General features: G+C 65.5%; 13 protein-coding genes. 6 read left to right on the plus strand and 7 right to left on the minus strand.

The features are described 5' to 3' along the window. Positions 1 to 6: 6 nt before the first annotated feature. From HSRCO_RS09370 to HSRCO_RS09385, 4 genes are read right to left on the minus strand one after another with little or no spacing between them, the layout of a single operon-like run. Entirely contained in the window at positions 7 to 1,242 is a 1,236-nt protein-coding gene (locus tag HSRCO_RS09370) for an anaerobic glycerol-3-phosphate dehydrogenase subunit C (protein ID WP_259517386.1), read from the minus strand. Next, a complete protein-coding gene (gene glpB, locus HSRCO_RS09375; RefSeq protein ID WP_259517387.1) occupies positions 1,239 to 2,516 on the minus strand; it encodes a glycerol-3-phosphate dehydrogenase subunit GlpB in 1,278 nt (425 codons plus the stop codon). Before glpB ends, HSRCO_RS09370 begins: the two co-directional genes overlap by 4 nt. Further along, the gene (glpA, locus tag HSRCO_RS09380; RefSeq protein WP_259517388.1) at positions 2,506 to 4,161 is read right to left on the minus strand and encodes an anaerobic glycerol-3-phosphate dehydrogenase subunit GlpA; all 1,656 of its coding nucleotides are present in this window, start codon (positions 4,159 to 4,161) and stop codon (positions 2,506 to 2,508) included. Before glpA ends, glpB begins: the two co-directional genes overlap by 11 nt. A gap of 39 nt (positions 4,162 to 4,200) precedes the next feature. Then, positions 4,201 to 4,638: a hypothetical protein gene (locus HSRCO_RS09385; RefSeq protein WP_259517389.1), complete on the minus strand. Its 438-nt coding sequence runs from the start codon at positions 4,636 to 4,638 to the stop codon at positions 4,201 to 4,203. A gap of 113 nt (positions 4,639 to 4,751) precedes the next feature. Here HSRCO_RS09385 and HSRCO_RS09390 point away from each other — a divergent pair, with 113 nt between their 5' ends. Both HSRCO_RS09390 and HSRCO_RS09395 read left to right on the plus strand, forming a co-directional pair. Beyond that, positions 4,752 to 4,952 (plus strand): hypothetical protein, encoded by a 201-nt coding sequence (locus HSRCO_RS09390; RefSeq protein WP_259517390.1) that lies wholly within the window; start codon positions 4,752 to 4,754, stop codon positions 4,950 to 4,952. Beyond that, a complete protein-coding gene (locus tag HSRCO_RS09395) occupies positions 4,949 to 5,161 on the plus strand; it encodes a DUF2061 domain-containing protein (RefSeq protein WP_259517391.1) in 213 nt (70 codons plus the stop codon). Before HSRCO_RS09390 ends, HSRCO_RS09395 begins: the two co-directional genes overlap by 4 nt. 6 nt (positions 5,162 to 5,167) lie before the next feature. On the opposite strand, the gene HSRCO_RS09400 is transcribed toward HSRCO_RS09395, so the two are convergent. Then, positions 5,168 to 5,620: an acyl-CoA thioesterase gene (locus tag HSRCO_RS09400; protein WP_259517392.1), complete on the minus strand. Its 453-nt coding sequence runs from the start codon at positions 5,618 to 5,620 to the stop codon at positions 5,168 to 5,170. 96 nt (positions 5,621 to 5,716) lie between these two features. On the opposite strand from HSRCO_RS09400, the gene HSRCO_RS09405 reads away from it, so the two are divergent. From HSRCO_RS09405 to purM, 3 genes are read left to right on the plus strand one after another with little or no spacing between them, the layout of a single operon-like run. After that, on the plus strand, positions 5,717 to 7,012 hold the full coding sequence (locus tag HSRCO_RS09405; RefSeq protein WP_259517393.1) for a TraB/GumN family protein: 1,296 nt from the start codon (positions 5,717 to 5,719) through the stop codon (positions 7,010 to 7,012). Next, the gene (locus HSRCO_RS09410; RefSeq protein WP_259517394.1) at positions 7,009 to 7,596 is read left to right on the plus strand and encodes a metalloprotease; all 588 of its coding nucleotides are present in this window, start codon (positions 7,009 to 7,011) and stop codon (positions 7,594 to 7,596) included. The genes HSRCO_RS09405 and HSRCO_RS09410 overlap by 4 nt, the downstream gene beginning before the upstream one ends. A 51-nt stretch (positions 7,597 to 7,647) precedes the next feature. Further along, on the plus strand, positions 7,648 to 8,631 hold the full coding sequence (gene purM / locus HSRCO_RS09415; RefSeq protein WP_259517395.1) for a phosphoribosylformylglycinamidine cyclo-ligase: 984 nt from the start codon (positions 7,648 to 7,650) through the stop codon (positions 8,629 to 8,631). Positions 8,632 to 8,661: 30 nt separating this feature from the next. Here the strand turns inward: purM and HSRCO_RS09420 are convergent, their stop codons facing one another. Beyond that, positions 8,662 to 9,201: a CBS domain-containing protein gene (locus HSRCO_RS09420; RefSeq protein ID WP_259517396.1), complete on the minus strand. Its 540-nt coding sequence runs from the start codon at positions 9,199 to 9,201 to the stop codon at positions 8,662 to 8,664. Positions 9,202 to 9,248: 47 nt separating this feature from the next. Further along, positions 9,249 to 9,605 carry a DUF555 domain-containing protein gene (locus HSRCO_RS09425; RefSeq protein ID WP_259517397.1) on the minus strand — a complete coding sequence of 119 codons (357 nt, stop codon included), beginning with the start codon at positions 9,603 to 9,605 and terminating at the stop codon, positions 9,249 to 9,251. A 327-nt stretch (positions 9,606 to 9,932) separates the two neighbouring features. On the opposite strand from HSRCO_RS09425, the gene glnA reads away from it, so the two are divergent. Further along, entirely contained in the window at positions 9,933 to 11,303 is a 1,371-nt protein-coding gene (gene glnA / locus HSRCO_RS09430; protein WP_259517398.1) for a type I glutamate--ammonia ligase, read from the plus strand. Positions 11,304 to 11,369: the final 66 nt, after the last annotated feature.

The following is an 11,369-nucleotide window of genomic DNA, read 5'->3' on the forward strand; positions in this document are numbered from 1 at the left end:
TCGAAGTTAGTCGACGAGCGCGTCTCGCAGCAGTTCGAGCGGGTGCGACACGGAGACGTCACTTCCGTGTTCCATCTGCATCGCACACGTGGGACATTCGGTCACGCCGTCCCCACTCTCCGTCGCCTCGATCCCATCGAACAGCTCCTGACCGACGGCCATCGATGTCTCGTATCGCTCTTCCTTCCAGCCGTAGGTGCCGCTCATCCCCGAACAGGAATCGCCGACGTCGACCACCTCGACACCTTCGACCCCGATGAACGTGTCTGGCGTCTGCCCAGCGAGGCCCTGGTTGCGGGCGTGACAGGGAGCGTGATATGACAGGGTGCCGACGTCGAGCGAGGATTCGGCCAGTTCCGCTTCGAGTGGCTCGTTCGCCCGCAGGTACTCGAGGGCGTCGTAGGTGTGGTCGCTGACCATCGAGACGCCGTCCATCTCGAACAAGTCCGGGTACTCCGACCGGATGGCAAAGGAACACGAGGTGCAACTCGCGACGACGTCGTAGCCGTCCTCGACCAGTGGTGCGAGGCGGTCCACGTTGAACGACGCAACCCGTCTCGCGTCGTCCAGAAACCCGTTGGCGAACATTGGCGTCCCCGAACAGCGCTGTTCGGGCACCCGCACCTCGTAGCCGAAGTGCTCGAAGACCGCGACGAGGGCACGACCGACGGCGGGCGTGTGGTAGTTCGCGTAATCGCCGTGGAAGTACGCGACGCGCTTCTCGGGATCTGCGACCTGCGCGCCGCCACGTTCGGCCCACCACTCCCGAAACGTCTGGGTGGCGAATGTCGGTGCGTCCCGCTCGGCGGTGATTCCGAGCAGGCGCTCGGCTGTCCAGCGGACCAGCCGGTTGTTCGCGAGTGCGTTCGAGAGGCGGGGGACGGCACTCCCGACCCGGGCGAGCAGGCCGTAGTTCGCCAGGAGCCGATCGCGAAGATGCTTCGCCGACAACGAGGACCGCGACGCCGCGTGTTCGGCCCGGGCCTCGTTGTGCAACTCGCTCATCGAGACACCCTCGGGGCAGGCCGCATCGCAGCGCAGGCAGTTCGAACACGCTTCGATAGAGGGATCGATCGGCGTCTCGTCGTCACGAAGGCGCCACTGTTCGGGCCCCTGGAACTTCGGGCCGGGGAAGGAGTCGTCGATCGGCGCGACCGGGCAGACCGTATCGCAGGTCGAGCACTGATAGCACGCGTCCGTCTCGACCCGTAGCTGCGCGATGCTCTGGCGCTGGTCGCTCACGATCGTGCCTCCTGGGCCGCCCACCGGCCAGTTGCATAGCCCGTCGCGGTGGCGACGCCAGCACCGGATCCTTCGGCGACCGGGTCGAATCCACCGAGGACGTCACCAGCCGCGCGCAGGTTCAAAGGGTGGGGGTGCCCTTCTCCGTCGAGCGGTCGCAACTGTTCGTCGACCGAGACGCCAACGCTCGCGAAGGGCTGGACGTCGAACGGTCGATCCGCCGTCCAGTCCTGAGGGTCGCCGGGTGCAGTAACCGGACACCCGAAAACCGGTTCGACGATGGAATCGTGGGTCGCATGCAATCCCCCGCCGACGAGTCCGCCCGTCGCCAGGACGAACTGCCGGCCGCGGATCCACTCCGTGGCGCCGTCCCTGTCGATCTTGACAGCAGTGATTCGGCCGGCTTCGGCCCGATAATCGGCCACTCGTGGGCCCCGGGTAACTAGCGCGTCAGTCTCGGCTATCGCTTCCTCGAGGGCGTCGTCGAGACGAATCCCCAGCACGTTCGGTGGTCCCGTCGGAATCTCGAAGAGGGAGGCGTCGACGTGCTCGGCGACAGTTCGTCGAACCGCCCCGGGGTTGCTCACACCAAGCATAGCTGGCACTCCCACGCGGTCGTACCCCGAGGCGACTGCAGCCAGTTCCGCACCGAGTTCAGAGAGGACCGGTCGCTGTGCCGCCGGTCTCGACTGCTCTCGATCCAATCGATGAGCGAGTTCGAGCCGGTCTGTTCCTGGCGCCGACACTTCGGAAAGATTGATGCTGACGGCGTCGACGTCGACAGCAGGGATGGAGCGGTCGAGATTCTCCGCGGCCATCGAGGCATCGAAGTCCTGCAGCGGATCGATATCGACCAATAGGATGTCGCCCCCCTTTGACAGAAGGCCGGGTCCGACCGACTGTGGATAGCCGAGTGCGACCGTCGGAATTCCCAGGGGGCCGACGAACAGCCCGTTCCTGGCGGTTTCCAGCCCGACGAAATCCGCGCCCACGGCCGACCCGACGTGTCGGAGCGCCTCCCGCACCGTCGATTCGCCGAGCAGTGAATACGGATGCTCCGCGGGGAGTTCCGAGAATCGGTCGAACGGGTGGCTTATCGGTTCGTCCGCCCCGGATGCATACCCGAGCACGTCGAAGAGCCCGCTCGAGTGCCGTAGCGCGTCCTCCGTCTCGGTGACGAGATGGACCGAGGCACCGGCAGCAGTCGCGGCGAGAGCGGCCATCCGTCCTGCGAGACCGCCGCCCACGACCACCACGTCCCACTCACGAGCCATCGTGCTCGCCTCCCGCGAATCGCTCCAAGGTGACCTCACGAAATGCGGCAGGACCACGAGAACGATTGAACGTCCCGCCGTGGATGGAATAGAAGAGTGCGAGCTGGTCCAGATGGTCGCCGTCGGCCACGTATCGCTGCCCCCGCCAACGTTCCGCCGTCAGGTCCTCGAGGGCGTCGCGACCCGCGCGCGGGCCGTACTCGTCGGCGATCTCGCCGGCGAGACGGTGGGCGCACGTCGTCCCCTGACACGTCCCCATGGATGCTCGGGTGCGTTTTCTGACGGCCTGGACGTCTGCTCCGACCGTCTCGATGGCGTCGCGGACCTCCGCGCGGGTGACGGCCTCGCACTCGCAGAGAACCTGGCGTCCAGCATCCTCGTGGCCGTCCAGGACGTCCGTCGACCGGTCGCCCAACCTGTCGGCGGTCCGTTTCGCAATCGGGCTCCGGAGCCCGTATCGACGCATGATGGCCCGGAAATCCACGTCACCGTCGCTCCCCGGCAGTGGCTCGTCGGCCGTCCGCGACGCTGCGTCGATGCCGAGATGCGCTGCCACCCGGTCGGCGACCCGTTCGGCCATCAGGCGGTAGGTCGACAATTTCCCACCGACCACCGTCGTGAACCCATCGACGTCGTCACGCTCGTCGTGGTCGAGGACGGTGAACTCGCGGCTGAGGTCGGTCGGCGAATGGGGGTCGCCAGCCGGATCGTAGAGCGGGCGCACGCCCCAGTACGCACGGATGCGGCGGGCCTTCCGGAGTTCGGGCACCATCGACGCGAGTTCGTCGACCAGGAAATCGACGTCCGCCCGAGTTTCGTCGCGGTCTTCTGGGCCGGCCACATCGCGGTCGGTCGTTCCGAGGATGGCCGTCGTCTCGTGTGGCACGAGGATGTCGCCACTCGACTTGGGGCGGCAGCGGTTGAGTACGGTGTCGACCTGGCGAACGTTCGTGACGACCATCGCGCCCGTGGAGAGACGCATCGGGACCTCGACGCTGGCCATGTCGGCGATGGTGCCGGCCCAGGGACCTGCCGCGTTCACGACGTGGTCGGCCCGGAGGGTATCCCGGGGGTCGCCATCGGTCCCCGACACCTCGACGCCGACCACCGATCCGTCCTCGCGACGGACGTCGGTCACGGTGGTGTGTGTCCGTATCGTCGCGCCGTGGTTCTCGGCGCTCGCCGCGTTCGCCGCGACGAGGCGGAACGGGTCGACCGCCGCGTCGGGAACCCGCAGGGCGCGTTCCACGTCGTCGGAGAGGAGGGGCTCTTCCTGGCGAGCTGCCTCCCCGGTGATCTCCTCGACGGGAATGCCCACGTCCTCGCAGGCGTCCCGTTTTCGCTCGAAGTAGTCGTCACTGTCGGCGGGTAGCTGGACGAACAGGCCGCCGGTCGCTTCGACGCAGTGGGTCGCTATCTCGCGGAGGATCCGATTCTCAGCGATACACTGTCGAGCGCTCTCGGGGTCGGAGACGGCATAGCGGGCGCCGCTGTGCAACAGCCCGTGCATTCGACCCGAGGTGCCCTCGGCGAGCGAGTCCTTCTCGAGGAGGACCACGTCGGCCCCACGCATGGCCAGGTCCCGGGCGATCCCCGTACCCGTGGCTCCACCGCCGACGACCACGACGTCCGCCCGCGATTGCATACCAGGTCGTCCCGTCGGGGTGCACTTGGCTGTACCGTCTCACTCGGGCTCGTCGCTCGGTTCGACGGTGTCCCAGTCGACGTACTCCTGCTGGAGCAGGTCGCTCACCGTCTGGCCGAGTTCGTCCAGTCCGCGGGTGATCGCGGACGCTTGCGAGTGTGTTTCGAGGTTGGGATGGACGTCACGCTCCGTCCAGTCCTCGGGGATCTCCGGAGGGTCGTACCGGACCTGCTCGTCCTCCGCATTCCACCAGAAGTCGAAGTCGTCGGTGAGGCCGAGGTCGGTGACGACCGCCCAGTCGTGCTCGGTGAGGTCGGTGTGTTCAGCCCACTCGCCGAACGCCCGCACCCAGGCCCCGTCGCGGAGCATCGTCTCGATCTCCTCCCGATGGGCCGACTCCGGCCTGTCACCGACCTCGATTGCCGCGATGTTCGAGGTGATGTCCGGCGGTCGGGGTGGATCGGTGGAGAGTGCCATACCGATAACTTGTTGTTCAGATGTAATAATGGTTCCACCGTCCGGACAGCCCGGGAGGCACCGCCTAATTATATGTAATTAGATTTTTGTGGCTGGCGACAGACACCTCGACCGTGAGCGAGTACACCACGATTTCGTTCAAGAAGGAGTTCGTCCGGGACGTCGAAGCCTACATCGAGGACGAACCGTTCGGGAGTGCGAAGGAGTTCGCGAAGCACCTGCTGGTTCGCGAGATGGAAGCTGAGGGGGCCATCACCGACGAAGAGGCCCGTCGCATCGGGCGGAAACTCGAGGAGTTGGGCTACGTGCAATGACGGCAGCGAGCCATCGTCGGTCGATCGTCAAGGCAGCCAGCTATCGCCTGTTCGCGACGTCCCTGGTGTTCCTCGTCGCCTACGTCTACACGGGGAGTGCCGGACCGGCGGCGAAGATCGGCGTGACGGCGGCCGTCGGCAAGACCCTTCTCTACTACCTCTGGGAACGCGTCTGGAGTCGGATCTCGTGGGGCATCGAGACGGCCTAACTCACCTCAGAGATCGACCTCGCTTTCGTTGGCCGCCATCGCCGCCTGGAGCAACTCCTCGCCTCGCTCGGTGGCAACCGTCAGGTCGGGCACTTCGACCGTGTTCCGGTCCTCGTCGATGGCGACGTAGACGAAGTACGACTCGCTCGTCAGTTCCCGCTCGCCGGTTCGGAGATTCTCGCGATATGCCCGCAGACGGACCTTCACGCTGGTCCGGCCCGCGTCGTAGACGTATGCCTGGATAAGTGCGGTGTCGCCGGTGCGGATGGGACGCTTGAAGTCGACGCTGTTCATCCGGACCGTGACACAGGTCTCGCCGGCGAAGCGCATCGCGGCCATCGCCCCGGCCTCGTCCATCCACTTGACGACGTTCCCCCCGTGGGCGGTCTCGACGATGTTGGCGTGATTGGGCTGGACGATCCAGCGGTTCTCGATGAAGGTGTCGACGAGGTCGGTCATACCCAGGGTTTGACCGCTCCGAACAAAGAGTCCTCTGACACCCACTCCCACGATGGTTCGACACACGTAAGGGCCGCGGGCGGGTGAAATCGGGTAATGAGTGAGGGTACCGTCGGTGCGAGCGACTCCGGGGGATCGGTCCACGTCGTCGGGACCGCACACGTCTCCCAGGAGAGCGCCGACGAGGTGGAGCGCATCGTCGAAGAGCGCGACCCGGACGTGGTGGCGGTCGAACTCGACGAATCGCGGTTCAAGCAGTTGAAAGGGGAGGCCCCCGACGACATCGACGCCCGCGACCTCCTCCACGGGAGCGTCGCCTTCCAGTTCCTCGCGTACTGGTTGCTCTCCTACGTCCAGGCCAGACTGGGTGATCGGTTCGACGTCGAACCGGGCGCGGACATGCGCGCCGGCGTCGATACGGCCGAGCGCATCGGTGCGGACGTCGCCTTGATCGACCGGGACATCCAGATCACGATCCAGCGCTTTTGGGCCCAGATGCGGCTTCGTGAGAAACTGCGACTCGTCTGGGAACTGATCCTCGCGGTGGCCGGCATCGGTGGTGCTAGCGAGGACGAAGAGATAGACGTCGAGGAATTGACCGACGCCGACGTCGTCACGGCGATGCTCGAGGAGTTCCGACGGTTCAGCCCACGCGGTGCCGCGGCGCTCATCGACGAGCGCGACGCGTATCTCGCACACAACCTCGTGGGCCTCCGCGAGCGGGGAGCGAACGTGGTCGCCGTCGTCGGCGCTGGGCATCGTGCCGGCATCGTCGAGTACCTGGACAACCCCGAGACGCTCCCGCCCATGGAGTCGCTCACCGGTCGTTCCTCGGGGGGCTTTCCGTGGTTCAAGCTGATCGGGTACGTCCTGACCATCGGCTTTCTCGTCTTCTTCGTCCTGCTCGCGATGGCCGGAGTCGGCAACGCGGTCCTCTTTCGGGTCTTCGCCGCCTGGTTCCTGTTCAACGGCATCCTCGCGTTCTCGCTGGCGATGCTCGCCGGTGCTCACTGGACCAGTGCGGGGGTCGGCGGCCTCGTCGCCTGGATGACGAGTCTGAACCCCCTCTTGGCGCCGGGATGGTTCGCGGGCTTCGTCGAGTTGCGATACACGTCCGTGAACGTCGGTGACATCGGCTCGCTCAACGAGATCCTCGAGGACGAGGAACGGCCGGTACGAGAGCTGGCGAAGGACATGCTCGACGTGCCGCTGTTCAGACTCATCGCCATCGTGGCACTGACCAACATCGGCAGTATGATCGCGAGCGTCCTGTTCCCGGTCCTCGTTCTCCCGCTTCTGGGCGGTCCCTTCGATAGCGTCGCCGGCGTGACGAACGCGATGCAGACCGGGGCGTCCAACAGTGCCGAACTCATCTGGAGGGTGCTCACGTGAGGTTCACCGGGCGAGAGCTCCGTGACCTCCTCCTCGCGTGGCTGGCGCTGGGACTGGCCTTCGCGCTGTTCTTCCAGCGGGTCCGGCCAGCCACCATGTTCGACTTCCTCGGCTCGTCCGCGTTCGTCTCGGCGATGTTCGTCAGCCTCGTGACCGTCGGTGTCGGCTTTCTCCTCCACGAACTCGCGCACAAGGTGGTCGCCGTCCACTACGGTCAGTACGCCGAATTTCGCGCCGACTACTCGTTTCTGGCGCTGGCCATCGCCGGGGGCCTCGCCGGATTCATCTTTGCCGCCCCCGGGGCGGTCTTCCACCGCGGTCGTCTCACCGACGCCCAGCACGGCCACATCGCGGTCGCCGGCCCGCTCACCAACCTCGCACTCGCGGTGGTCTTCGCGCCGCTCGTCTACGTCGCGCCACTGATCGGGACCCGCGGCGTCCAGATCAATCTCCTGCTCGCCGGATTCAATATGATCCCCATCGGCGGTCTGGACGGCAAGACCGTCAAACGCTGGAGCACGCCAATCTACCTGGCCGTCGCCGTCCCGAGCATCCTCCTCGCGATCTCCGTCTTCCTCTTCTGAGCACCCGGAGAGACCGCAGGGCTTAACGCCCGCGCCAGCGCGTATTCGTCCATGACCGAAGAGGAGGACACGGAGATGACCTACTCCGACGCCGGCGTGGACATCGCCGAGAGCGAGGCGGCCACCGCCGCGCTGGTCGACGCCGTCTCGGATCTCGAGGGCACGACGGCCTACGCGGGACTGGTCGACATCGGCGATCGGTATCTCGGACTGGCAACGGACGGCGTCGGGACGAAACTGCTCGTCGCGGAGGCCGTCGAGGACTACTCGACGGTCGGCATCGACTGCGTCGCGATGAACGTCAACGACCTCGTGGCCAGTGGCGTCACGCCAGTCGCGTTCGTCGACTACTTGGCCGTCGACGAGCCGTCGGAACGGCTCTCCCAACAGGTCGGCGAGGGGCTGGCCGAGGGCGCGAGTCAGGCGAACATGGCGCTCGTCGGAGGCGAGACGGCCGTGATGCCGGAGGTCATCCAAGGGTTCGACCTGGCGGGCACGGTCGCTGGCCTCGCGACCGAGGACGAACTCATCCCCGGCACTGCCGAGGAAGGCGACGTCCTCGTCGGCCTCCCGTCGAGTGGCATCCACTCGAACGGACTCACGCTCGCCCGGAAAGCCGCGACGCGAGATCACGACTACACCGATCCCTTCCCGTACGACGAGGATCGAACCATCGGCGAGGTACTCCTCGAACCGACGCGCATCTACGCCGACCTCCTCGGGCCGCTGCACGACCACGACGTCCACGCCGCCGCCCACGTCACCGGCGGTGGCTGGACGAACCTCCGCCGGATGGGCGAGTACGAGTACGACATCACCGATCCGTTCGAGGCACAGGACGTCTTCGCGTTCGTCCAGAAGGAAGGAAGCGTCAGCGACGAGGAGATGCACCGAACGTTCAACATGGGGACCGGGTTCGTCGTCGCCCTGCCCGAGAGCGAGGCCGAATCCTTTGCCAGTGCCACCGGCGGCAGCGAGATTGGACGCGTCGAATCCGGTGCGAGCGTCGAGATTCGCGGTCTGTCCCTGACCTGAACCGCGTTCTGTCTCTGACCTGAGCCGGCGTTAGCTGACCCGTGCCGCGACGTCCGCTTGCGTGATAATGCCCACTGTCGCTCCTTCGTCGGTCACCATGACGGCCTTGTAGTGATCGAGGAGACTGCTGATCTCTTCGAGGGTCGCGTCCTCCGAGACCGTCGGAAAACTCTCGCTCATGACGTCGCGGACCTTCTTCGAGCCGACGTCCTCCCCCGCGCTGACGACGTCGCTCTCCGAGATGGAACCGACCGGGACGCCACTCGTGATAACCGGCAACTGGGAGTACCCCTCTTCCTGCATGCGCTCGACGGCCACGCTCACCTCGTCGTCGGGGGAGACGCTCACTACCGTCTCGTGCATCAGGGTCCTGGCACGGACGACGTCGCCCTCCGCCTCGTCGAGCGCCTCGACGATGCGTCGAAGCGTCGAGAGCCGAGGATCGACGTCACCGCCCTCGATCCGGGCGATGAGTGGCTGGGAGACGCCCGCTCGGTCCGCGAGCTCGCTCTGGGTCAGTTCCAGGGCCGTCCGACGCTCGCGGAGATCCTGCGGGGTGGGCAGATGCATGCCCGGCAATTACCAACAGTTATCAATAAAGCTTCGGGCTCCGTCGATTACTCGTCGTCGGCGTCCTCTTCGATGACTTCGATGACCTTCAGGGGGACGTCGCGGAGGGCGCCGCCGACCTCGCTCTTGGCGATGCGGGTGGCATGTTCCTCGCTGTCGGCGTTGAAGATGGTCAACTCGAGGACCAGGCCAACCAGGGCGGTGTCGGCGGCCAAAAAGGCCGCGTCCAGCGGTTCGCCACAGGCCGGACAGCCAGTGACGCCGACCTCGACCTCCACGTAATCCAGGTCCTGCTGGTTGAGGCGTTTGCCGGCCTCGCTCACCGCGACGCCGATAGCGTCGTCGGAATTATCCACGTCTCGCACGAGCCACGCTGCCTCCATCGCAACGACGTAGTTGGGCATACCGGACACTACAGGACGGGGGGACAGGTGGTTTGTGGTTTCGAGCCAGGAGCGGCCCAGCGGTCGCCCCGTCCCCCGAATCCCTCCATGAGGGTTCGATTTTGTCCACATATCTCCGATACAATTGGCAGTCCATGTAGTAATATTCCTTTAAGGGTTGAAGTACAGACACCATATCCGAATATATTTAATCGATTTTAGCACAATTCTTATATGTGACCCTGTACCGTACACCAGTGTGCGATAATAGTGGGCATTCGAACGGTAAATGCGGTAGAAGAAATACATACGAATTACAAATAGCGATAACAGCATCCAATCAACAATATGAGCACCGACGAAGACCTGTTCACCGACCCGCCGACGACCGCCGACGGCGTCATCGAGGCCGTCGCCGAAGCACCCATCGACGCCGTCCGACTTCAGTTCACGGACATCCTGGGAACCGTCAAGAACGTCACCATCCCGCCAGACCAGATAAAGAAGGCCTTCGAAGAGGGTATCTACTTCGACGGCTCGAGCATCGAAGGGTTCGTACGTATCCAGGAGTCCGACATGCGCCTGGAGCCCGATCCATCGACGTTCGCCGTCCTGCCGTGGCGCAAATCCGACGACGGCACCCACGCAGTCCGTCTCATCTGCGACGTCATCGACACCACGACGGGCAAGCCGTTCGAGGGCGATCCGCGATACGTCCTCAAACGTGTCCTCGACCGCGCACGTGAGATGGGCTACGAATTCAACGCGGGCCCCGAACCCGAGTTCTTCGCCTTCGCGACCGACGAGGGAACGGCGACGCTCGAACCACACGACACTGGCGGCTACTTCGACCTCGGCCCGAAGGACCTGGCGACGGACCTGCGCCGGGACGTCATCTTCAACCTGGAGGAGATGGGCTTCGACGTGGAGGCGAGCCACCACGAGGTGGCCGAGGGCCAGCACGAGATCGACTTCAAATACGACGACGGGCTCACCACCGCCGACAACGTCGCGACGTTCCGCGCCGTCGTCCGGGCGACCGCTGCCGAACACGGCCTTCACGCCACCTTCATGCCCAAACCCGTCGCGGGGATCAACGGCTCGGGGATGCACACCCACCTCTCGCTGTTCACCAGCGAGGGCGACCCCGCGTTCTACGACGGCGACGACGAGTTCGACCTCTCCGAGACGGGCAAGCAGTTCCTGGCGGGGGTCCTCGAACACGCGCCCGCCATCACGGCCGTCGCCAACCCGACGGTGAACTCGTACAAACGGCTCGTCCCGGGGTACGAGGCGCCGGTCTACGTCGCCTGGTCGGACGTGAACCGCTCCGCACTCGTCCGCAAGCCCGCGGCGCGCACCCCTGCGGCCTCGCGCATCGAGTTACGCTCGCCCGATCCGACGGCCAACCCGTACCTCGCCCTGGCCGCCATCCTGCGGGCTGGCCTCGACGGCATCGAGCGCGACCTCGAAGCGCCAGCCCCAGTTCGCGAGAACATCTACGAGTTCGACGAGGACAAACGCGAAGCGTACGGCATCGACACGTTGCCCGGGAGTCTCGGCGAGGCCCTTGATGCTCTCGAGGCAGACGACGTCGTTCTCGATGCGCTGGGCGACCACGTCGCGGAGAAGTTCCTCGAGGCCAAACGCCAGGAGTTCGCGGAGTACAGGACGTCGGTCAGCGAGTGGGAACACGACCGGTACCTCGAGACGTTCTGAGTCATGCCCGAACCGAACCCTTGAACCGGTCCGCCCCACATCGAGCCAGCGTCGTGAAGCCGTCGG

It is taken from the genome of Halanaeroarchaeum sp. HSR-CO (genome assembly GCF_024972755.1).
In the GTDB taxonomy this organism is placed as follows: Archaea; Halobacteriota; Halobacteria; order Halobacteriales; family Halobacteriaceae; genus Halanaeroarchaeum.

What these genes read in the sequence shown, in the direction of transcription:
- HSRCO_RS09385 (WP_259517389.1), bottom strand. Translation starts at nt 4,638, where the DNA reads ATGGCACTCTCCACCGATCCACCCCGACCGCCGGACATCACCTCGAAC.
- glpB (WP_259517387.1), bottom strand. Translation starts at nt 2,516, where the DNA reads ATGGCTCGTGAGTGGGACGTGGTGGTCGTGGGCGGCGGTCTCGCAGGA.
- HSRCO_RS09405 (WP_259517393.1), top strand. Translation starts at nt 5,717, where the DNA reads ATGAGTGAGGGTACCGTCGGTGCGAGCGACTCCGGGGGATCGGTCCAC.
- HSRCO_RS09395 (WP_259517391.1), top strand. Translation starts at nt 4,949, where the DNA reads ATGACGGCAGCGAGCCATCGTCGGTCGATCGTCAAGGCAGCCAGCTAT.
- glnA (WP_259517398.1), top strand. Translation starts at nt 9,933, where the DNA reads ATGAGCACCGACGAAGACCTGTTCACCGACCCGCCGACGACCGCCGAC.
- HSRCO_RS09425 (WP_259517397.1), bottom strand. Translation starts at nt 9,605, where the DNA reads ATGCCCAACTACGTCGTTGCGATGGAGGCAGCGTGGCTCGTGCGAGAC.
- HSRCO_RS09400 (WP_259517392.1), bottom strand. Translation starts at nt 5,620, where the DNA reads ATGACCGACCTCGTCGACACCTTCATCGAGAACCGCTGGATCGTCCAG.
- glpA (WP_259517388.1), bottom strand. Translation starts at nt 4,161, where the DNA reads ATGCAATCGCGGGCGGACGTCGTGGTCGTCGGCGGTGGAGCCACGGGT.
- HSRCO_RS09420 (WP_259517396.1), bottom strand. Translation starts at nt 9,201, where the DNA reads ATGCATCTGCCCACCCCGCAGGATCTCCGCGAGCGTCGGACGGCCCTG.
- purM (WP_259517395.1), top strand. Translation starts at nt 7,648, where the DNA reads ATGACCGAAGAGGAGGACACGGAGATGACCTACTCCGACGCCGGCGTG.